This is a genomic window from Paenibacillus tianmuensis, from assembly GCF_900100345.1.
Lineage (GTDB): Bacteria > Bacillota > Bacilli > Paenibacillales > NBRC-103111 > Paenibacillus_G > Paenibacillus_G tianmuensis.
Window position 1 is genome coordinate 1 of the sequence record NZ_FMTT01000048.1, and the last position, 20,545, is coordinate 20,545.

A 20,545-nucleotide genomic window follows, 5' to 3' on the forward strand; every position below is an offset into this window, starting at 1 on the left:
ATCGCTTGCTTTGGAAGAAAAAGAGGAATAGCAAACGCGAATAAGACCGCTGGTGACTGCTTTTCCTACACCAGACCGATAGCTGTCCCACTGTCCTAAGGCAGCGTGCATAAAGAATAATAGAAGCTGACTGGCTGTAAACTTGCTGGCTGTATCTTCGTATTTCAATTCTTGCAAAATTTGCTTCACATCTTCTTCGGTCAATAGCGTTTGAACTAACTTGGTGAACGTGGTAGACTTTTTCATGAGGTCGCCTCTTTCTAATCGTGTTGTATGGTGCAAACGATTTTACAGAAAGAGCGTCCTTTTTTCAATTTTCAATTTCCTTATTTTGGTTAATCAACAGGCGTGATAATAACCTTCTAAATCAGTAACAGAAAATTCGTCCTTGATATCTGCGATAACTCTATCCTTGTGTTCAGTGTCTAGCCTTTTGTCATGCGATAGTTCAAACATTTTTTCTAAATTTTCTGCTCGAACAGCTTCAAAGTAGTGTTCGACTGACTTCTTGACATCTGTACTTTCATCTGCCGCTGACACGGAAAAAACAAACATAGGTAATGCCAGTACAACTGCAAGGGAAGAAACATACAACTTTTTGATATTCATGTCCACACCTGCCATTTCATTAATTTAAAATACCAATGCTCAAATTATTATGAACTCCTCCAGTGTGAGCATAGATTTTGGTACTTCTAAAATATAAAACAATCAATTAAGGATTTTGTTACACATTTTCCTTAAAAAACCTTAAAAGTGATATTTAGCTTAGATTATTTATTCCAAATGAAAGTTAATATATATTCAAGTAAATATTGGGTTTTTAATTTAAAAAACGGTTAGGCAAATTGTTATTTTTGCCTAACCTAAAGTTCAAGTTACTGCAAGCGATATGATGCACCAATTGAGACGGACATGATACACATTAATTACCTATAATGACCGCCCAGTTGCTCTGATACCTTCTTTCAATAACTTTTCTTTTCAAAATCAATTGTTCATAATTTTTTAGGGGAAGTTGGTTAATTCTAAAACCGTAGTTTGTATTTAACTTTTCATCTTGCAATGTTATAATATCATTTTGGGATATATATGCTCCTCCTGTTCTTACATCATATTCATTTCCGTCTTTATCAACCACCTTCCAAATGTCTCCGGAAAATCCATTAAAAAACTTGCCCTTCATGCGTAAAATGGCCTCATCGTTATTTTGCTCGAATCCAGTCAATATGAACTCGTCATTCATGCTGTCAAAAGATAAAGGAGCAGTAGCTAACGTTTCTGGGTTAAAGGCAAATGATTCATTGGAGTTCTCAAGTATTCTATAACCGTCCAAAACAAACCGGATCGGTGATTTCGGCAAATATTTGAACGTATATGTCCAATACATCACATGTTCCTTTTCGTCAAATTTTTTGATACTTGATAATAAGTCGTTTGTAATTCCAATTTTTGAGCTGCCTACAGTACTAATTTCATTTCCGTTCATATCTTCTAGATGGAACATCAAGGAATGCCTCATAAATAACTCTTTTTTATAATCCATGCTTGGTTTGACTTTCAATTCTAACCGCCCACCTGTTGAAGTATAGACTAGCCTTGTTAATTCAATTTCCAAGTTGTTCGAAGTTACAAATTTTTCTTTCAAGTTCTTGATTTCTCTTTGATTTTTTTCAATATTCACTGGAATATTAAAACTCCAATTTCCGGTTGTGATCGTCTCACCATTCTTTAATTTTGAAATTTTCCCAACGATTTTCAGGTTTTTGCCGGGAAAATCTTCATCCAATTTAGCTACAAGATAATTAAAATCTTCAGTGCTTCCTATGTCATCGAATACAGCTAATTTTTTATTATTGATTGGGTCAACCAACGATATCTCATTTTCATCATTTAACCTTAACAGATCATGATTGTATGAACCGTTATCATCTACAATTTTTAACGCCATTACTACCCGTGTACTATCAGCAATAATCTCATTGACCTGAACCCGGTACTTCTTGTCACTTACAGTTACATTGGGGTATATTGGAATGTCGGTTTCGTATGCTTCCAACAATCCTCTGTCCGTTACCGCATTATCTTTAAAGAAGGACTGTATATATTGAGCGATTGTAGGGGAGGTGTAGATACCTGTAATAAAAATAAGAAAGCAAGCAGCCAATATGAAATGTTTTAAATTTTTTGCTTTTCTTCTTTTTTGTTTCAGTAATGTTTCAATTGTATTCATGAACGGGGGATCTTTAATATCTGGCAATTCGAAATTAAATAATAATTGATGCAGGTTATTTTCCTCAGTCTTACACTCCTCATATAGTTTTCTACACCTTTCACAGAGTTTCAAGTGATTTAAGAATTCCTCTTCAATTATTCTTTGTCCCAAAATGTTTTCCATATCAACTTTATTTAGACAGTTCATAATAGTCTCCTTTCCTCTCATTCATCAGTGTTTTTAGCATTTTTTTTGCCCTATGCAAATCTGCACTGACGTTATTTACCGATATGTTCAGAATATGTGCTATTTCTTGATAAGATAGGTCATTCGTATATCTTAACAAAAGTACTATTCTAAATTTGTAGGGCATTTTTTTAATAATTTCATGAAGATGCCTTTTTTCATCCTTTTTGATAATAATGTCTTCAGGAAGATCGTTAAGAACGAAGTCAATGGAACAGTCGTCTAGAGGATAAGTAGTTCTTTTTTTACGAAAATCCTTTAGGCAATTTATAGCGATTGTATATAACCAAGATGAAAAGCATTTATTACTATTGTGCTGATCTATATTTTTAATGACTTTAATAAATGTTTCTTGTGTTAAGTCTTGTGCGTCTTCCCTGTTCACCCCCATATTAATTAGAAAACCAAAGATTTTATTTTTATATTTATTGAATATGCTATCAAAGGCTTTTTGGTCGCCTCTTTTTAGCAAGTTAATTGTTTTCTTTTCATCGAATATCTCTGACAATGGAGCATCCTCCTTTTCCGTAGCAATTGTAATTAAGACGAATCAGACCTACGTTTTCTTACAAAAAAATAAAAAAATTACATGAAACTTTTGGTTGGCCTTTCTAGATTCAAATCAATGCTACCCAGCAATACGTTAATAGGAGCGGATTGACGATGTGGAACTCTTTAAGCAGTAGTGAAACTTGATCTTGGACGTATTTTAAAGTGACTTTGCAATTGGAAAAACCATGAAAGCTGACGCAATTGAATTTGATAATCAGGATCAAGCGGCACCTGCATTTGGATTTTGAGCGGGGTGCTATGTTTGCGTGGCCCTTGAAAAGTATTTCTCGAAAGCAGAAATCACCTTTGAAAAATTTCATGTGATGAAGATGGTTGGTAACGTGGTTGATGAGTTCAGGAACAGGACAAGGCCGGCCTACTTAGCCACCGCAGCTTGATCGTCGAAGCGTTTAATATCGCCTATCTCTAACAGGATGCCGGCAGCATAAATCAAATCGATGCCCGGGATGGACCTGAGGCACGGTAATGGAGGATTCCATTCAATCTAGAAGATGCTGGATGATCTTCGGGAGCCAAGCCCCGAATGGACCCTATGCTTTCATTGTCGGAGACATTCCGGAATGTCCACTCCCAAATTTAATTTTCAAAGAAGAAAACTGGAAATTTGAAGGTAGCCTTCAGTTTCCTAGGGGACTGGAATTAGATCATAACTGCCTTCAAGAAATACTATACGAGGTGGCAGGGCTTTGCATTGTACCCATCCAGCAGAGCGATAAGCCGAAAGAAATAAGGTCTTGACATCAAGATAAATTAAATTTTATAATAAAAAAATGGAAAAAATTAAAAATATTATAAAATATTTAAAATAATGTACATTGTAGTTGGGTGAAGTTGGGGTTTTCTGAACAGACTATTTCGGAAAATGAGGAGTTTTGTGATGGAGCCTAAATGTGATGATTTTGAACTACTTTTAAAATTTCCTTTTGATCAATTACCTACTCTATCTCAAAAAAATATATATCAAATTTATTACCATAGCTTTTTTAGAATTGTATTTAAAATGGTGAAAAATAATGCTACAACAGAGGATATTTTACAAGAATCATTTTATAAGTCGATTCTATACTTTCCAAAGAATCTAAGAAATTTAGAACATCTAAAACGCTGGCTTCGAGTTGTTATTAGAAATACGACTCTAAATTATTTGAAAAAGCAAGGAAGGCTGGACAAAACTCATATACACCTTGATGACGCTCTCTATGTTTACGATAAGCTATCCTTAGAACAAAAGGTTGAACATAGGTTATTATTAGAGCATCTAAATGAACAGCTTACACATCTAAAAAAAGAATATGCTTACATCATTTTTTTGCGGTGGAAAAAAGAATTGTCCAATAAAGAAATTGCAGCTAAATTAGGAATATCCGAACAAAATGTTAGAATAAAGCTATTAAGAGCTAGGAAAGCATTCAAGAAAATACTTGATTTTTCTAAAATTCTGTAAGAAATGATTTTTTTATCGCAAGCTATAACTATTGCGGTTACATGTGAATGAAAAGGCCGTACCTACGTTTTTTGCGGGACGAGGCGGAGTGTTCGCGCTTCTCCCGCAAACGGTTTACGGTTGGCTACTAATCCGATTCAAAACAAAGGCGAACCACAGCGATTCTAAATCGCAGTCGGTTCGCCTTCTTCGTTTATCTCCGCCCCCTTTAATGTATCGCGGCCTGATACGTCCGGCGCTGTCGTTGCCCGGGCCCAACGATCCATCCAGCCAACAGCGCTCAAACGCCTGCCCCACGTTTTTTTCAGCACGTGGTTCACGTATCGACTGCGGCCGAACGCGATGCGGTTTGCGGACAACCAAGCCTCGCCCGGCAGCCGGAAAAAGGCGCTGATTAACAGACGTTCCTCCGGCAGCAGCGGTTTGAATTGTTCGTATCCGCGCAGCATCGCTTCCATGTACAGTGGTTCGAAAAGCGCTGTATTCAGCAGCGTTCTGGCGATTTCCAGATAAATCGATCCCCGCCGGACCCGGTCCCAATCAATCAGGAACAACCCGTCGGGCCGGATGATGACGTTCGGAACAGTAACGTCGCCGTGAATGAGAGCGGGAGGCTCGTGTTCCTTTTGCAGCAACCGTTGCACCTTCGGAGCCTCCATGATCCTCCAGGCTTCGTCCGCCAAGACGATGCACTCGGCCCCATGCTTTCTAAACCATCGGCCTAGCCGTCTATTAAACCGCACGAGCTGACGGCGAAACAATGCATCCCGCCGCTTCAGGATTCCGACTTCCTTTAACGTGAAGCGGGCCATAGGCAAACGGGTATTTTGGCAGACATTGTGAAGCCCGGCCAATGCTTTTCCGAGATTGTCATAGTCCTGCGCGTCGTTTTGAAGCTCCCGGCCTTTAATCCATTCCGTCATATAATAGGGCTTGCCTTGATAGAAGGTCCAGTAACGGCCGGAAGACGTTGTCAACCACTTCGGCAGGTGAGGGTAGCCGGCCTTCTGCAAAGTGCGGATGTGAGAGGAAATGCGCTCGATTTGCTGCCTGGCGGTGCGCTGACCAAGGACACGGCTCCGGCAAAACGGCTTGATCAGAAAGTCGCCCCGATCGGTAATTGCACGGTAGGCGGCATTGCGTTTGTAAAGCGAGTCATATGGGATGATTCGCTTGATTTGCAGTCCGTAACGGCGGGCCAGGAGCCGATATCTGGTTTTGAGGGTTCGATGAGTCATACGGTGTTCCTCCCCATTCGTGACGGTACGATGATATTTCTAGCTTATGCGGCTGCCCGTACCGCGTAACGGGATAAACACATAAATTTGGAGGAAGTATCCAAATGCTTCAAAAAAATTTCACAAACGATTGCCTTTGGTGTATAATAAGTAAATATTTTAATCGTTTATTAGTAAATTATTTCGAGATTTAATGGTTTTTTCTTGAAAGCAACCTTGTCTTGGAAGGGAACTGCCATGATACGAAAGGGGGCGTTTCTAATGAACGAAGAGCATCAATTAAAAACCGAAATGGCCCGTACGTTCCGGAAGATCGTCAAAGAAATGTCGTACCTGTGGAGCCGACATATCGACAAGTCGCTTTCGATGGCCCAGTTTATGGTACTCCGGCAGCTTCGCGGAGGGCCGCAGAAGGTATCCGATTTGGCTGAGGCGCTCGAGTTGACGTCCGGCGCCATTACTGCCAAAGCCGATAAATTGGTAGAGAAGGGGTATGCTAAGCGGTATCGGGGAGAAGACGACCGGCGGGTCGTATATCTGGAAATAACGGAACGGGGCTTGAGTGAGCTAAAGGCGCTCGGAGAGCAGCAGACGAAGATGGTCGAATTGCTGTTCGCCGGTTTATCTGAGGAGGAGATCCGGCAGCATCTCCATTTCTTTAACCGGATGCTAAACAACATGGAGCAATTGGGAGAGGAGTAAGAAAGCAACGTGGAACATTTATCGTATAAACGCAAAATCACGATTATGATCGCCATTATTGCGGCGATGTTCTTTTCAGCCATTAACCAGACGATCGTCGGAACGGCTCTGCCGCGGATTATCGCCAAGCTCGGCGGGATGGACTACTATACATGGGTCATTACGATTTATTTACTTACCTCGACGATCGCGACGGTGCTGGTCGGCAAGCTGTCCGATATTTACGGCCGGAAGCCGTTTATTCTTACGGGGATCGTCTTATTTATGATCGGCGCGTTCATGGCGGGGACGTCCATGGATATTTTTCAGCTGATTACATACCGCGGCATCCAAGGGGTGGGCGCCGGGATCATCATGGCTACGGCCTTTACGGCCGTCGGCGACTTGTTCGCTCCCCGTGAGCGCGGGAAATGGTCCGGGATCATGATGTCGGTGTTCGGATTTGCGAGCGTCATCGGCCCGGCGCTTGGCGGCTATATCGTCGATCATTTTGAGTGGCACTGGGTATTTTGGGTTTTCCTGCCTCTTGGCATTGTCGCTTTTATGATGATTTTGACGATGTTCCCGAAGGTGGAGCGCAAGCCGTCGGAATCGATCGATTATTTCGGCTCGCTATTCCTTACGTTGACGATCGTGCCGATGCTGCTCGCGTTCTCGTGGGCCGGCACGAAGTATGCTTGGGGCTCGTCGCAAATTTTCGGTTTGTTCGCCTGTACATTGGTGGCGCTGGTTATTTTCATATGGGTTGAGAGCCGGGTGAAAAGTCCGGTGCTGCCGCTTTCGTTGTTCAAAAACGGGATTGTGACGATCTCGAACGTCATCGGGTTTATTATGAACGCCGGGATGATGGGAGCGCTCATGTATACGCCGTTCTTTGTTCAGGGTGTGATGGGCATTTCACCGACCTATTCCGGTTATGTGACGATGCCCATGTCCATCGGCATGGTCGTGACCAGCGCGATCAGCGGACAGCTTATGACGAAGACGGGCAAATACAAGCGGATCGCGATTATCGGGATTATCATTATGGTCATCGGGATGATGATCATGCATTACATGAATACGATCTCGGTGACGCTGCTCAGCATGATTGTGTTCGGCTTCGGACTTGGGCTGGGGATGCCGGTCTTTTCCTTGACCGTTCAGAACGCCGTATCGCCGAAGGATCTTGGCGTCGCTACGGCCTCCTCGCAGCTGTTCCGTAACTTGGGCGGTACGATCGGCATTGCCGTCATGGGGACGATTATGTCTACTGGCATGACCAACAAACTGCAGGAAATCCTGGCAAGCGGGCGAGGCGTCGACTTGAGCAAGCTAGATCCGAAGGTGGCCGAGAAGCTCGCCGCGTTCCATAATCCGCAAATGCTGCTCGATCAGCCGAAGCTGGCGCAGATTCAGGCAGCCTTGCCGCCGGAGCTGCAGACCGTGTTCAGCCGGATGATCGACTCGCTCCGCGAGGCGCTCAGTTACTCGTTGGCCAATGTGTTTTTGGCGGGGGCTGTGCTGCTTGTGGTCGCGCTTGTGCTGACGTTCTTCCTGAAGGAGATTCCGCTGCGTACCGGAAGCGGCGGCCCAGGGCCGAAGCCGCAGGAAGCTGCGGAAACGGATGGCGAACCGTCGCCCCGCCTTAGTGGGAAGCCGGCGAACGGGTAACGAGTGAACCTGCGAGGTTTGCGCACTCGACAGCCGGGCGGCTATGTGGCTGCGGCGGCGTCGAGTGACGTTGACGCTGACGCTGGCTGTCATGCTGATCGTTAGCTTGAAGCTGTAAAAGGCACCTCCGGGAGACGGCTTCGCGCCGCCTATCGGAGGTTTTTGCCATTTACGGGCCACCGAAACGGGCGGGTTTTGTCCATATTATTTTCACAAAATTGCTTCGGGCGCCATAATTTTTTATGATAAGAGAGGACTCCATTGGGTGGTCTAATCCAATACTTAATTGACGAGGGACCAGATCATGATCGATAAATTGAAAGCGGCCGGCGAATGGAAAGAGATGTTCTTGCCCTACAAGTTTGCGATGGAGCAGCTGAGCACGACTATCCGGCATATTAACGAAGAGGCCATGCACGTCTACAACTACAACCCGATCGAGCATATCAAGACCCGGATCAAATCGCCCGAGAGCATTATCAACAAGCTGGAGCGCAAAGGGCTGCCGATCAGCCTTGTCGCTGCGCGTGACCATTTGAACGATATTATTGGCGTGCGAATTATTTGCTCGTTTCTGAGCGACATTTACGATCTGGTCGAAATTCTGAACAACCGGCACGATATGAAAATCATCGAATGCAAGGACTACATCCGCAATCCGAAGCCGAACGGGTATCAAAGCCTGCATCTGATCGTCGAAGTTCCGGTGCTGCTCTCCAAGGGAAAGCAGCTGGTCAGGGCCGAAATTCAGCTGCGCACGCTGGGGATGGATTTTTGGGCCAGCCTGGAGCATAAAATTTTTTACAAATACAACAAGGACATCCCGGATCGCCTGAAGCAGGAACTGCTGTCCGCCGCGCACCTAACCGTCGAACTGGATGCGAAAATGAAAGCGATCAGCGACGAAATCGGACACCTGGATTCGCCGTATGCGAGGATTCAGTAAAATCGGCGCGCAAACCGTAGCTGCATGGATGGAGGAAGACAGGAAGGGAAGAGACCCCTTTCGATGATAATTTCAAATATGGAGCTTCATGGAACATCGGCCTTGCTTATACGCAGGGCCGATTTTTTTGTCCGCGAGTCGCGCTAGCCGATTGTGAGGCACGTTGGTTACTCCGACATCGTCGTCGCCGTTCGCTGCAATGATCACTTGCTCCGGTGCGTAGCCTTCGGCCATAAGGTATCATTTCCGCTATTCACGACCGCTTCGCCCCCTAATCATAGAATCCTCCACCAAATCGAAGTTTTGTTACCTTGCTGCGGACGCGCTCCTTTCGGTACAGTGGAATTGCGGGTGAAATGGAACAGCAATGCATCCGCAGCAGGATCCGATCATAGGGGGGCTTAGGTTGTCGTCAATTATAGAATATGGAACTCACTATTCGCTTCGCGAAGGAATCGGGAGAACGGTCCGGAAGCTGAAAAGCGGCGGCAGCGTCACGATTGCTTTCATGGGAGGCTCGGTGACGGCGGGACACGGGGCGTCCGATCCCGAGCAAACGAGCTACCGGGCGAGGCTCATCCAGTATTTGACGGACAGCTTCAAGCAAACGGCTTTTCGCTTCATTCATGCCGCGGTCGGAGGAACGGACTCGGTCTACGGCGCTTACCGGCTGCAAGGTCACGTTTTCCGAACTTGTGTACCTGATCTTTTGTTTGTCGAGTTCGCAGCGAGCGATAACGGAAGGCGGCAGCCCTCGCTGCGGGCGATGGAAGGAATCGTACGGCATGCCCGGACCTTGAATCCGCATATGGATATTTGCTTTATCTATACGGCTAAGCAGTCCGGATACCCCTATTTCCTCAAAATGGGCAGGCCGCACGTGAATGTGTGCAATCATGAGGAGGTAGCTGAGCATTACCGGCTTCCTTCTGTCGATATGGCAACCGAGATTTACCGCCGGATGGCCTCCGGCTCGCTCACTTGGGACATGATCAGCGGGGATGGGGTCCATCCGAACAATGCCGGACATCTGCTCTATGCACAGCTTCTCAAAGCGTTTATGAGCGCCGCGCTGGAAGCGGTTCCCGGTCCGGAGAACGCCGCCGCTGTGCTTCCCTCACGTATAGACAGCTTCTGCTACGATCAAGGCATGCTTGTCTCTTCCTTGGCTGCGGAGAAAGTAAAAGGCTTCCGCTATGTCACCGGCTGGTCTCCAGAAAAAATATGCGATTGGAAGCCCCCGGTGGATATCCTGCAGGCTAATGCGCCGGGCGCGGTACTGCGCATTCACTTTACCGGAACCGCCGTCGGCATGGCTCTTATGGCCGGTATGGATACCGGGGAAATCGTAGTCCGAATCGACGGCAAGCTGTCTAAGGCTGTGCCATTGTTCGATGCGCAGTGTCGGAAATGTTACCGTCCCAAGACGGTATTGTTTGCGGACGATCTGCCTCCCGGCGATCATGTGGCGGAGGTGGAGCTGTCCGTTCTCAAACGTGAGGACAGCATCGGCCGCGCGCTGCATATCCTTTATTTTCTCATTAACGGACAGCTCCGGGCATGAGGAATCAGGGTTGTCCATACGCCGAGTCGCAAGGCGTTCCTGCCGGAATCCGAATGATCGCGGCGATGCCGCGAGTCTCTCCGGGCTCGTAATGCAGGCCGTAGACGTCCCCGAATTGGAGCTGAATGCGCCGATTTACGTTCCGGATGCCGTAGCCTTGGGACACTTGCAGCGTGTTGTGCTTTCCTTCCAGAAAAGCGTTCAAATCCTCGATGCTGCAGCCTGCTCCGTTATCCGTAATCGTCAGAACGGCGGTATGCTCCTCGATACGGCCGCGGATATCGATGCGGCCCTTGCCGCTTGATTTCTCGATGCCGTGAACAATCGCATTTTCGATCAACGGCTGAAAAATCAGCTTCGGACACCTGACGTCCAGCAGCTCGGGAGGAAGATCGTAGTAAACCTCGAACCGGTCCGGGTAGCAGATCGACTGGATATTCACGTAATGCCGGATTTGCTGCAGCTCGTCATCCAGCGTCACCATCTCATTGGCATCCTTCATGATGTAGCGGTACATGCTGGATAGCGAAGAGTTTATCTCCACAATCTCATCGACCCCCGATTCCAAAGCAAGCCAGTTCACCGAATCGAGCGTATTGTACAGGAAGTGTGGATTGATCTGTGCCTGCAGTGCCCGCAGCTCGGCTTCCTTCAGTCGGACGCCGCTTTCGTACACGTCCTCCACAAGCTTACGGATGCGCGTCATCATGTTGTTGAAGCTCTGGTATAGAATGCCTACCTCGTCATTTCCTTTCGGTGGCTCCAAATAGACGTTCAACCGGTCCGTATACATGATCGTCTTCATCGTGCGGGCCAGCTTGCGGATCGGCGCGGTAATCTGACTGGAGATGAGAAAGGAAAGAACGATTCCGGCACACAGAGCGGTTAGCGCCGATATTCCGACAATGTAGCGAACGATCGTCGAGCCGCCGGCAATGTCGTCCAGCGGAATGAAGGCAAGCAGCTGCCAGCCGAAGGCAAGCGGGGACCGGTTGACAAGGTAAGCGGCGCCTTCGAGGGTGACCGTGTCGGAGGGCTGGGCCTGCATCATGGCGGCCGGAAAAGCCGGAGGATGCGGATTGAGCGAATAGACCGGGGCCCCTTGCGAATCGACGATCATCAGTTCGGTGGAAGGCGACAGCTTGGAGGCTTCGAGCGGCTTGCCGAGCTCCGTTGTCTGAAAGCCGATGACAACGACGCCGACGTTCTGAATCATTTCCTTGCCCATTCGGATATTGCGGAGCGACAGCGCCTCCGGATTCTTGATCAGCCGCGCCAGGTACAATTGACCCGGTTTGGCGGGGTCCGTGAACCAAATCAGCCGTCCGTCCGCTTCGACCGCCTGCCGGTGCCAGGGCATCTGCATCGCGTCGATGCCGTTATAGAAGCCGTAAAAAAAATCTTTCCCCGAATACAGCTCTTTGGCAAAAGGCATATCCGGCGAAACGAAAAAGGTGATCGTATAGGCGCTAAGCGAGCTGTGTAACGGAATGAACATATATTTGGTCAGCTCGTCATTAAGCTGGCCGATATCGTCATAGATCTGCATATAATCGTCCGTCCGACGGTTGAGAATGTTCATGATCGTATGGTCGGTATACAGAAGCAGTGTCGCTTTATCGAGCCCGTTAATCAGGTTGTCGAGGTTCATTTTATTTTGCGCCATGATCTGATTCAAATCGTTAAGCACCTGCCGCCTCATGATCTCGTTAAACTTCCAGTAGGTGATTGCGCTTGACAACCCGATGAGCACCAGGAGGCAGAGCAGAAAAATAAGCGCCATCTTGTGGTGAAAGCTGGGGCGGATGGCCATCATACGGAGGCACTTCCCGGATGAAGCGTAAGATTCCGGTACTGCGAAGGCGTCAGCCCTTCGGTCTTCTTAAACACTTTGGCAAAATAATGCGGGTCCGTATAACCAACGTTTCTGGCTACCTCCTGAATGGAAGCGGCAGGGTCTTTGAGCAGCAGGCGCGAATGCTCTATCCGCAGCCGGGTGAGGTAGGCGCTGATCGTTTCACCCGTCCCTTGCCGGAAAACGACGCTGATATAATTGGGGGATAAATTCAACTCGCTTGCGATAGAATAGATGGTCAAGTCCGGGTCCTGATACTTCTGGCGGACGATGTCCCTGAGAAGCTCCACGACCACTTCCGTCCGCTTGTTTTTGCGTCCGCTCACCCATTCCGTCACCCCCTGCAGCCATTGCCGTAAACACTCTCGTATGTCTTCCTTCGATTTCGCGGAGCCGAGCTGCGTCCATACCTGCTCTGGGGTCATCAAGCCCGCATGCTCCCAAGACAGCCCGGCTTCACGACAGGCTTCGAACCAGTTGACGAGAAGCTTCGAGCAAATATCCTTGATCACGTCGTAAGCGACCAGCGGATAATCGATAAACAGGCTTTCGAACTGCGCCTCAATCGCGGACATATCCCCGCTCTTGATGCCGGCGGCCCATCGCTCCTTTAACTTTGCATCGTACAGCAGAGCGTAGTACAGCTCGCGGATTTGGCGGGTTTGCGCCACTTGGGCGATCTTATGGATAAGCTGTTCGATTTTGGGCCTGTCGATTGGCTTCAGCACGTAATCGGTTACCCCGTAGCGGATGGCCGTCTGCGCATAGGAAAAATCGTGAAACGCGCTTAAAATGATAAGCGCCGTATCGGGGAGCTGTTCTTGCAATCGTTTGCAAAGCTCTAATCCATCCATAACAGGCATGCGGACGTCCGTAATGACAAGACCGGGCCGGTGTTCAAGCGCCAAATCGAGCGCCTCTTGTCCGTTGCTGCATTCCCCTATAAGTTCGGCGCCGAGCTGTGTCCATGGAATCATCCGTCTCAGACCGCTGCATACGGCAGGCTTATCATCCACGATTAATACTTTCAGCATGATATATCCCTCCGTTCCCCATCCTTTTTCAAGGAGAGTATACTATTTGACTCCTGCTATGGAAAGAGTAATGGCTGGAAAATGTTAGATTTCCCATTTTTTCAAGCGCCTATCGTAGTTTAATCCACCAAAAAAAATAATCTTCCTCTTTTGGATACATATGGAGTAAGATAAGCTAAAAGCGTAGTGGAGCCGCCTGTTTCAGATGGCGAAAACTATCTTTATATTCTCAGCGATCCGTATAGGGGGAAATAAACATATGAAGCCATATTTGTGCCGAACGGCCTTTTCGCGGCAAACGGCGGTTATTTTGACGTTGGCGGTCGTCGCAGCGGGGTGCAGCAACGCGCAGTCCTTACCGGCATCGGGCGATAAGAAGGACGCGGGCGCCGTACCGGGCGGCAAAACATTCGAGCTCAAGCTGATGGATTGGCAGGGGCAAAATCCGACGTACCAAGCCGCTTACGATCACGTGATTCAGGAGTATATGAAGCTGCATCCGAACGTGAAGATCGAGCATATTTACCAGCCTTTAGCGAATAACGGCTACGACAAGCTACTCGACACGCAGTTTATATCCCATAACGCCCCCGACGCCATGCAGTTGTCGGGCGACATGATTAACAAGTATACGAACCAAGGCTACATTATCAACATGGAAGGGTACTTGAACCAGCCGACTCCTTTTTCCGAAGGAAAGAAATGGATCGATACGTTTGTCGGCGGCGAGGCTTCGTTCCTGGATGCGAAGATCGCCAACCGCTTCGGCGTCATTTCCTTCATCCCGGTAGACGGGGGTCCGGGGATTGCGGAAAACCGTCCGTTTTATTACAACAAGGATTTGCTGCAAAAAGCGGGTGTTACCGAAGTGCCGAAGACATGGAAGCAGTTCATCGAGGCCTGCAAGAAGCTGAAGGACGCCGGGATTACACCGATCGCCGCCGACAAGGAGCGCTTCGTCAACTGGATCAACGTGTGGACCAGCAATCAGTTCGCCGAAAATTACGCGAGCCGGTTTTTCGACGCCAAGTACGACAACATCAAGGAGCTGTACGCGACCAAACGGTCCATCGCGGCGCTGACGGGCAAGATTGACCGCAAAGATCCGATCTTGAACGCTCATATCGATCTCATCAAGGAGTTTTCGCAGTATTGGCAAGACGGCTGGGCGGGCACGGGCGAGCAGGCGGCCCAGCAGCTGTTTATGTACCAGAAAGCGGCATTCCTGCTCGACGGCAACTGGAACTACGGCTATTACAAGGACAATATTAAGGATTTTGCCTGGGATGTGATGCCGTTCCCGGTCATAACGAAGGAGACGTCGCCTTACGCGGAAGAAGCGTTCCCCAAAGGCGCCAGCACGCTGGCCACCTACGGCTGGGGCCTGAATAAAGACTTGGAGAAAGACCCTGACAAGCTGAAGGTTGTGGTCGATTTCTTCCACTTTGCGACCAGCAAGGAAGCGCAAAATAAATTCGTCGAAACGGCGATAACGAATTCGCCCGTGGAAGGGGTACGTGTTCCCGACGTGATGAAGCCGTTCATGGAGACGGAACGAAATAAGCTGAGAAACCCGAACGGCAATACGTTTTTCCTTGAAGTGGAACCGACGGCCCGCGTGGCGGCTTCGCAGCAATTCTACACCGGCCGGATTGACAAGGAGCAGTACTTGACGCTGCTGGAGGAGAATGTAAGGAAGTCGACGACGAAAAAGGCGAAGGACCAGCTGGACGACAAGATTGGATTGCCGAATGCGATGGCTGCCGTCGAGAAGCAGATTGCCGAGCTGGAGTCGGCCCAGGCGGCGCAAATTTTGATCGTTACAAAGAAAAAGTCGCTGGAAATGATGAAGCTTCAGCTGGAGCTCTACAAGAAGTATGCGGAGCCCGCGTTAAAATAAGAGGAAACGAGGGAGAGTCATGAACGAGCCTTTCCGCACCGTCGGAACCAGCCTTCGGCGGGGCAAAAAGCGCAGCTCGGCTCACGGCAAAACGAGGCGCATCGCGTATCTCTTCGTCCTGCCCGCTCTCCTCATGACCTTGCTATTCGATTACTATCCGATTCTGGATGGAATGTACCATGCATTTTACCGCTGGGACGGGGCGGCGTTGAAGAAATTCGTCGGCTTCGGCAATTTTGCGGAAATCGTTGCGGATTCCGTCTTTTGGATCTCGGTCCGCAATATGGCGATCCTGTTCATGTTCCATATCGTGCTGATGATCCCGACGTTGGCGGCCTGCATCGTGCTGTTCCGCCTCCGCAGCGCCGCCTCGCAATACGTCTACCGGATTCTGTTCTGCCTGCCGATGGTTGTGCCCGGGCTGGTGACGCTGCTGCTATGGCAGTTTATGTATAACCCGCAGTTCGGTTTCTTCAACCAACTGCTGACTCTCGTCGGATGGGGTCAATATCGGCAGCTGTGGCTCGGCGATCCGGACCTCGCTCTAGGATGGCTCATCTTCATGGGTTTTCCCTGGATCGGCACGATCGCCGCCCTCATTTATCTCGGAGGCTTGCAGAGCGTGGATAGTTCGATCTGGGACGCGGCCAAGATGGACGGCGTCGGTCCCGTCGCCCAAGCGCTGAAGATCGAGCTGCCGCTGCTCAAGGGCCACTTCAAATTGAACCTGATCGGCGTGATTTCCGGTACGATTACCGGCTACGGCACGCAGCTCGTCATGACTGGAGGAGGCCCCGGCTATGCTACGCTTGTCCCGGGGCTGTATATGTACCAAAAAGCATTCGGAGGCAATACGGAGTTCGGTTATGCGTCGGCGGTCGGGCTGCTGCTGTTTATGATTGCGCTGGTCATCTCGATCGCGGCCATGAAGTTCATCAAAAGCGAGTGAGGCTACGCTATGGCATTTCGATCGAAATTCAGCGCCGCTGAAGCCGGCAAGCACCTGTTTCTGATCGTCACGTGTCTGTTTGTCTTCTATCCCTTTCTTATCATGCTGCAAATGTCGGTCAAGGATGTCGGTCAAATCATCTACGGCTTTTTCGAGATCAAACCGCCGTTTCATTTGGAAAATTACGCTGTTGCCTGGAAGCGCGTCAGCCCGATGGTGTGGAACAGCCTCATCATCTCGGGCGGAACGGCATTGCTGGCTGTCGTCACGGCGGCTATGGCCGGGTATGCCTTCGGAAGAATGACATTCCCCGGGAGAGAGCCGATGTTTTGGGTCATCTTCGCCAAACTGTTCCTGCCGGGCGTCCTCAATCTCGTGCCGTCCTTCGTGCTCGCCTGGAAGCTTGGGCTGCTGGATACGTACTGGGCGGTGATTTTGTTTGGCGCCTCCGGCGCGCTTCCGTTCTGGGTATTCGTTATACGCACATTCGTCCGGCAGCAGCCGCAGGAACTGTTCGATTGCGCCAAAATCGACGGCGCCGGCGAGGGCCAAACGTTTGTGTGGATCGCCGTCCCGCTGCTTAGGCCGATGATTGCCCTGCTCACGATCAACGTGTTCGTTGCCGAGTGGAACAATTATATTTGGCCGCTCGTGACGCTGACGACACCGGCCAAACGGCCCTTGACCGTCGGGCTGGCCTTCCTCACCTCCAGCTATCCGGGGGATTACGGGCAATTGATGGCCGGGTATGCGATTGCGAGTATTCCTCTGCTGCTGCTGTTCATCTTCGGCATGAAGCAGTTTGTTCAAGGTCTAACCTCGGGCGCCATTAAAATATGACAGAGGCTCGTTCCTAAGAAAAAACCGGCGCTGATTTGAATACGGACGCCCCCTTTGATAAGATTACAACCAGACTTGAAGGCTTGCGCAAAAATTAAGGGGAGACCTGCCCATGAAATTGTCCGGTGCGAGACCGGCGTCATACTTGTATACCTACGCCTGCCACGAGGATGAGGCGGAGCTGTGCGCGCTGGAGCTGCGCACGCTGCTTGGCTCGGAAGCGCGAGACGGCTGGCTGGAGAGTCCGGGCGACGTCGTCCGAGCCGCAGCCCGTTCGTCAAGCAGCGCGTCGATGTGCTGTGCGAGGCCACCAGCCTGCAGGAGCTCGGGGAGCTGGCCGGGACGCTGGAGCTGGATGGCGGCTCGTTCAAGGTCGTCTTCGTTAAGGCCGGCTGCCATGCCGCGTACGAGGACCAGCGCGCCATGGAGCGGGAGCTCGGCGCGCGTATCCGCGGCCGGGCCGACATGCGCCAGCCGGATTGGCTGCTGGGCTTCGCCTGCACCGGCGAAGGGCGCTGGGTGCTCGGCCCCTGCCGGCAGAACGAAGCGGTCTGGCTGAAGCACAGCCGGAAGCCGCATAATTATTCCACCGCCCTCAGCACGCGGGTCGCCCGGGCGGTAGCCAACCTTGCCGTGCCGCATCCTGCCGGCATCCGGGCGGTCGATCCGTGCTGCGGCATCGGCACGGTGCTGATCGAGGCGCTCACGATGGGGATCGACATCGTCGGCTCCGACATCAATCCGCTTGCGGTCCGCGGCGCCCGCGCGAATCTCGCCCATTTCGGGCTGCCGGACGTCGTCCGGGTGGCGGATATCGGCGACATGAGCGGCCGGTACGATGCCGCCGTTCTCGACCTGCCCTACAACCTGTGCTCGGTCATTTCGCCGGAAGAACAGCTTCGCTTGCTCGGGAACGTCCGACGGCTGGCGGAGCGGGCCGTCATCGTTTCCACCGAACCGATAGAGGTGCTTGCCGGGCAGGCCGGGTTCGCCGTTTCAGGCCGGTGCATTGTGCGCAAAGGCTCGTTTTCCCGGCACATCGTCATTTGCAACTGAGCGCGTACCCCGTCCGGGGGCGGCGCTTTTTTCTTTTTGTACATCCGGGCAATAAGAAAGAGCAGGCAACCTCTCTGGAGCGACCCTGCTCTTTCTTGCCGATAACAGGGATAAAGTCCTAAGCCGCAAGGACCAATTTCTCCCTTTCATCTTAAATTCATTTTTCTTTAATATTTAGCCTTTACAATATGTTAAAATATTGATTCCGCAACAAGAAGGAACTGCGGGCCGATAGGAGAGTGAGAAGCGATGCGTCCCTTGGACGTCCAAGGACAGGCAAAGTCATCACGGTCAAAGCTTGCCCGCATGGGATGGAACAGCTTTATCGTTGCCGCAATGATTGGAATTCCCCTGCTTCTGGTATTTGGCATGGAACTGATAGGACGGGGAACCGTACATGAGACCTGGACCTGGCTAACCGCCAATTGGAAGCTGTTCGGATTGAATGCTCTGATTGTGTTTCTGGTGTTTGCGTTAATTTACTGTATGATCGGGTCGCTGGTGCTGTCTGCCGGCATTAGCGCCCTGCTGCTTTCGATTGTATCGTTGATCAGTTACTTCAAGGTAAAGCTGATTGGCGAGCCCTTCTTTCCATGGGATATTTTCTTGAACAAGGAGAGCATGAACATCCTGCCGCTGGTTACGACTCATGCTGCGCTTATGCGGATCGGGGTGGTCTTCGCCGTCGTGGCCGTGATCTTCCTGTTCCGCCTGTGGCTGCCGCGGCTGTCGCTGCGGCCTGTAACCCGGGTAGCTCTCGGCGCGCTGTGCGTCTTTGCTTTGTACAGCTTCGGCGTGAAGGCTCCGTGGACCGGAAAGCTGCTGGACCGGGCGGGAGTGAACGAGATCGTCTGGAACCAGCATGAAAACTATGGAACGAACGGACTGTCCTTGGCGTTCACCATGAACGTAAAAAATACGATCGTACCGAAGCCGCCCGGCTACAGCGAGCCTACGATGGCCAGTCTTGCCGAAAGCCTCAACGAAATGGTCGGTGCGTCGACGGCGAACGCCGCAAGCGGAGTAAAGCCGAACGTCATTTTTATTATGAACGAAGCGTTCTGGGACCCGACCTTACTGCCGAACGTCACCTTCAGTGAAGATCCGGTGCCTACGGTACACCGGCTTGAGCAGGAGAGCACGTCAGGCTATCTGCTTTCGCCGCAGTTCGGTGGCGGCACAAGCAATGTGGAATTTGAGGTGCTGACCGGGCAGTCCATGAGCTTTTTGCCGGCCGGGTCGGTGCCGTATCAGCAGTACATCAGCAAGCCAACCCCGAGCATGGCCAGCTATTTCAAGGGCCTCGGCTATAAGAGCGCGGCCATCCATTCGTACGAAGGCTGGTTCTGGAACCGGGAGAACGTCTACAAGCATATGGGCTTCGACAGCTTCCAGAGCAAGGACGGCTTCCAGAATCCCGAATACCGCGGCGCTTTCATCGCGGACGACGAGGTGTCCAAGAGCATCATCAAGGAAGTGGAGGCCAACGCCAATCCGACGTTCATCTATGCGGTCACGATGCAAAATCACGGCCCGTATGACGATCACCGTTACGGCAGTGATAATCCCATTCAAGTTCAAGGCAGCCTTGACGATACGGCCCGCGATACGCTGGAAACGTACGTGCATGGCGCCCGCGATGCGGACCGCAGCCTGCAGCTGTTGATCGATCATTTCGAAAAGTCCGACGAACCGACGATTATCGTGTTCTATGGCGACCATATGCCGATGCTGGGGTACGATTACGACGTGTACGTGCAGTCCGGGTTCATTCCTACGGCCAAATCGGATCAATGGTCGCTGGAGGAACTGAAAAAGATGCGTAGCGTGCCTTTTGTGATGTGGTCTAACTTCGACATGGCGAAAGAGCAGGTGCCGGTGCTGAGCAACTCGTTCCTGAGCGCTTATGTGCTGGACCGGCTGCAGATGGAGAAGCCGGCCGCACTGGCATACAATGCCGAGCTGTCCAAGAAGATTCCGGGCCTGCTGCGCAATCTTGTCGTCGATTCGGACGGACAGATGCATGCCTCGGTTCCGGCTTCGGTCGCTGCCGATGTGGAGAAGTACCGGGAGCTTCAATATGATGAATTGTTCGGAAAGCAGTATCTCGCCAAATATACCGGAGCCCCTTCTACCCCCGGGGCAGCAGATCCGGACAGTGGGGGAGCCGGGCCGAATGCCGAGAGACATTAGCGTCTGATAGGAGATGGCTCGCAGCGACGAACAGACGGTTGGACACAGGTCCAGCCGTCTTTTTTGCGCTTTTTTTGCTTTGGCGAGCAAATGACTGCCTTTCCGCGCATACAATATGGAATCAATGCCGAAAGCGG

17 protein-coding genes and 3 pseudogenes are annotated in these 20,545 nt (G+C 50.3%); 11 read left to right on the forward strand and 9 right to left on the reverse strand.

Annotated elements, in window-relative coordinates:
• From BLO51_RS23410 to BLO51_RS23425, 4 genes and pseudogenes are all read right to left on the reverse strand, one after another.
• Positions 1–246, reverse strand: a pseudogene (locus BLO51_RS23410) (IS4 family transposase); the annotation flags it as partial.
• Between the two features lie 93 nt (positions 247–339).
• The gene (locus BLO51_RS23415) at positions 340–609 is read right to left on the reverse strand and encodes a hypothetical protein (RefSeq protein WP_090675697.1); all 270 of its coding nucleotides are present in this window, start codon (positions 607–609) and stop codon (positions 340–342) included.
• A gap of 316 nt (positions 610–925) precedes the next feature.
• Positions 926–2,398, reverse strand: coding sequence for a DUF4179 domain-containing protein (locus BLO51_RS23420; protein WP_217266775.1), 1,473 nt, complete (start codon positions 2,396–2,398; stop codon positions 926–928).
• Positions 2,399–2,405: 7 nt separating this feature from the next.
• A complete protein-coding gene (locus BLO51_RS23425) occupies positions 2,406–2,969 on the reverse strand; it encodes an RNA polymerase sigma factor (RefSeq protein WP_167670301.1) in 564 nt (187 codons plus the stop codon).
• Positions 2,970–3,279: 310 nt separating this feature from the next.
• On the opposite strand from BLO51_RS23425, the gene BLO51_RS31285 reads away from it, so the two are divergent.
• The gene (locus BLO51_RS31285) at positions 3,280–3,411 is read left to right on the forward strand and encodes a transposase (protein ID WP_143006956.1); all 132 of its coding nucleotides are present in this window, start codon (positions 3,280–3,282) and stop codon (positions 3,409–3,411) included.
• On the opposite strand, the pseudogene BLO51_RS23430 reads toward BLO51_RS31285, so the two are convergent.
• Positions 3,393–3,491, reverse strand: a pseudogene (locus BLO51_RS23430) (transposase); the annotation flags it as partial. The gene BLO51_RS31285 and the pseudogene BLO51_RS23430 sit on opposite strands and share 19 nt — an antisense overlap.
• A gap of 420 nt (positions 3,492–3,911) precedes the next feature.
• On the opposite strand from BLO51_RS23430, the gene BLO51_RS23440 reads away from it, so the two are divergent.
• Positions 3,912–4,478, forward strand: a complete 567-nt coding sequence (locus tag BLO51_RS23440) for an RNA polymerase sigma factor (RefSeq protein WP_167670302.1) — start codon at positions 3,912–3,914, stop codon at positions 4,476–4,478.
• Between the two features lie 164 nt (positions 4,479–4,642).
• Here BLO51_RS23440 and BLO51_RS23445 read toward each other — a convergent pair whose 3' ends face one another.
• Positions 4,643–5,716, reverse strand: a complete 1,074-nt coding sequence (locus BLO51_RS23445) for an aminoglycoside phosphotransferase family protein (protein WP_090675705.1) — start codon at positions 5,714–5,716, stop codon at positions 4,643–4,645.
• Positions 5,717–5,977: 261 nt separating this feature from the next.
• On the opposite strand from BLO51_RS23445, the gene BLO51_RS23450 reads away from it, so the two are divergent.
• The 3 genes from BLO51_RS23450 to BLO51_RS23460 all read left to right on the forward strand — a co-directional run bounded on the left by BLO51_RS23450 (position 5,978) and on the right by BLO51_RS23460 (position 9,017).
• Positions 5,978–6,418: a MarR family winged helix-turn-helix transcriptional regulator gene (locus BLO51_RS23450; protein WP_167670303.1), complete on the forward strand. Its 441-nt coding sequence runs from the start codon at positions 5,978–5,980 to the stop codon at positions 6,416–6,418.
• 9 nt (positions 6,419–6,427) lie between these two features.
• Positions 6,428–8,071 carry an MDR family MFS transporter gene (locus BLO51_RS23455; protein ID WP_090675709.1) on the forward strand — a complete coding sequence of 548 codons (1,644 nt, stop codon included), beginning with the start codon at positions 6,428–6,430 and terminating at the stop codon, positions 8,069–8,071.
• Positions 8,072–8,375: 304 nt separating this feature from the next.
• Positions 8,376–9,017: a GTP pyrophosphokinase gene (locus tag BLO51_RS23460; RefSeq protein ID WP_090675711.1), complete on the forward strand. Its 642-nt coding sequence runs from the start codon at positions 8,376–8,378 to the stop codon at positions 9,015–9,017.
• Between the two features lie 72 nt (positions 9,018–9,089).
• On the opposite strand, the gene BLO51_RS29410 is transcribed toward BLO51_RS23460, so the two are convergent.
• A complete protein-coding gene (locus tag BLO51_RS29410) occupies positions 9,090–9,251 on the reverse strand; it encodes a hypothetical protein (RefSeq protein ID WP_167670304.1) in 162 nt (53 codons plus the stop codon).
• A 172-nt stretch (positions 9,252–9,423) separates the two neighbouring features.
• Here BLO51_RS29410 and BLO51_RS23465 point away from each other — a divergent pair, with 172 nt between their 5' ends.
• A complete protein-coding gene (locus tag BLO51_RS23465) occupies positions 9,424–10,581 on the forward strand; it encodes an SGNH/GDSL hydrolase family protein (RefSeq protein ID WP_167670305.1) in 1,158 nt (385 codons plus the stop codon).
• Positions 10,582–10,585: 4 nt separating this feature from the next.
• On the opposite strand, the gene BLO51_RS23470 is transcribed toward BLO51_RS23465, so the two are convergent.
• Both BLO51_RS23470 and BLO51_RS23475 read right to left on the reverse strand, forming a co-directional pair.
• A complete protein-coding gene (locus BLO51_RS23470; protein WP_090675714.1) occupies positions 10,586–12,397 on the reverse strand; it encodes a cache domain-containing sensor histidine kinase in 1,812 nt (603 codons plus the stop codon).
• The gene (locus BLO51_RS23475; RefSeq protein WP_090675716.1) at positions 12,394–13,470 is read right to left on the reverse strand and encodes a response regulator transcription factor; all 1,077 of its coding nucleotides are present in this window, start codon (positions 13,468–13,470) and stop codon (positions 12,394–12,396) included. Before BLO51_RS23475 ends, BLO51_RS23470 begins: the two co-directional genes overlap by 4 nt.
• Positions 13,471–13,729: 259 nt before the next feature.
• Here BLO51_RS23475 and BLO51_RS23480 point away from each other — a divergent pair, with 259 nt between their 5' ends.
• The 5 genes and pseudogenes from BLO51_RS23480 (at position 13,730) to BLO51_RS23500 (ending at position 20,408) form a co-directional block, all read left to right on the forward strand.
• Complete coding sequence (locus BLO51_RS23480) at positions 13,730–15,370, forward strand: ABC transporter substrate-binding protein (RefSeq protein ID WP_167670306.1); 1,641 nt, start codon at positions 13,730–13,732, stop codon at positions 15,368–15,370.
• Positions 15,371–15,389: 19 nt separating this feature from the next.
• Entirely contained in the window at positions 15,390–16,319 is a 930-nt protein-coding gene (locus tag BLO51_RS23485; RefSeq protein ID WP_090675720.1) for a carbohydrate ABC transporter permease, read from the forward strand.
• Positions 16,320–16,328: 9 nt separating this feature from the next.
• Positions 16,329–17,159, forward strand: a complete 831-nt coding sequence (locus BLO51_RS23490; protein WP_090675721.1) for a carbohydrate ABC transporter permease — start codon at positions 16,329–16,331, stop codon at positions 17,157–17,159.
• A gap of 112 nt (positions 17,160–17,271) precedes the next feature.
• A pseudogene (locus tag BLO51_RS31290) lies at positions 17,272–18,215 on the forward strand (TRM11 family SAM-dependent methyltransferase).
• A gap of 369 nt (positions 18,216–18,584) precedes the next feature.
• On the forward strand, positions 18,585–20,408 hold the full coding sequence (locus BLO51_RS23500; protein ID WP_245719787.1) for an LTA synthase family protein: 1,824 nt from the start codon (positions 18,585–18,587) through the stop codon (positions 20,406–20,408).
• Positions 20,409–20,545: the final 137 nt, after the last annotated feature.

Excerpts from the sequence above, each read along its gene's own strand:
- BLO51_RS23415 (WP_090675697.1), bottom strand. The coding sequence starts at position 609 with ATGAATATCAAAAAGTTGTATGTTTCTTCCCTTGCAGTTGTACTGGCA.
- BLO51_RS23420 (WP_217266775.1), bottom strand. The coding sequence starts at position 2,398 with ATGGAAAACATTTTGGGACAAAGAATAATTGAAGAGGAATTCTTAAAT.
- BLO51_RS23440 (WP_167670302.1), top strand. The coding sequence starts at position 3,912 with ATGGAGCCTAAATGTGATGATTTTGAACTACTTTTAAAATTTCCTTTT.
- BLO51_RS23445 (WP_090675705.1), bottom strand. The coding sequence starts at position 5,716 with ATGACTCATCGAACCCTCAAAACCAGATATCGGCTCCTGGCCCGCCGT.
- BLO51_RS23450 (WP_167670303.1), top strand. The coding sequence starts at position 5,978 with ATGAACGAAGAGCATCAATTAAAAACCGAAATGGCCCGTACGTTCCGG.
- BLO51_RS23460 (WP_090675711.1), top strand. The coding sequence starts at position 8,376 with ATGATCGATAAATTGAAAGCGGCCGGCGAATGGAAAGAGATGTTCTTG.
- BLO51_RS29410 (WP_167670304.1), bottom strand. The coding sequence starts at position 9,251 with ATGGCCGAAGGCTACGCACCGGAGCAAGTGATCATTGCAGCGAACGGC.
- BLO51_RS23470 (WP_090675714.1), bottom strand. The coding sequence starts at position 12,397 with ATGATGGCCATCCGCCCCAGCTTTCACCACAAGATGGCGCTTATTTTT.
- BLO51_RS23475 (WP_090675716.1), bottom strand. The coding sequence starts at position 13,470 with ATGCTGAAAGTATTAATCGTGGATGATAAGCCTGCCGTATGCAGCGGT.
- BLO51_RS23480 (WP_167670306.1), top strand. The coding sequence starts at position 13,730 with ATGAAGCCATATTTGTGCCGAACGGCCTTTTCGCGGCAAACGGCGGTT.
- BLO51_RS23485 (WP_090675720.1), top strand. The coding sequence starts at position 15,390 with ATGAACGAGCCTTTCCGCACCGTCGGAACCAGCCTTCGGCGGGGCAAA.
- BLO51_RS23490 (WP_090675721.1), top strand. The coding sequence starts at position 16,329 with ATGGCATTTCGATCGAAATTCAGCGCCGCTGAAGCCGGCAAGCACCTG.
- BLO51_RS23500 (WP_245719787.1), top strand. The coding sequence starts at position 18,585 with ATGGAACTGATAGGACGGGGAACCGTACATGAGACCTGGACCTGGCTA.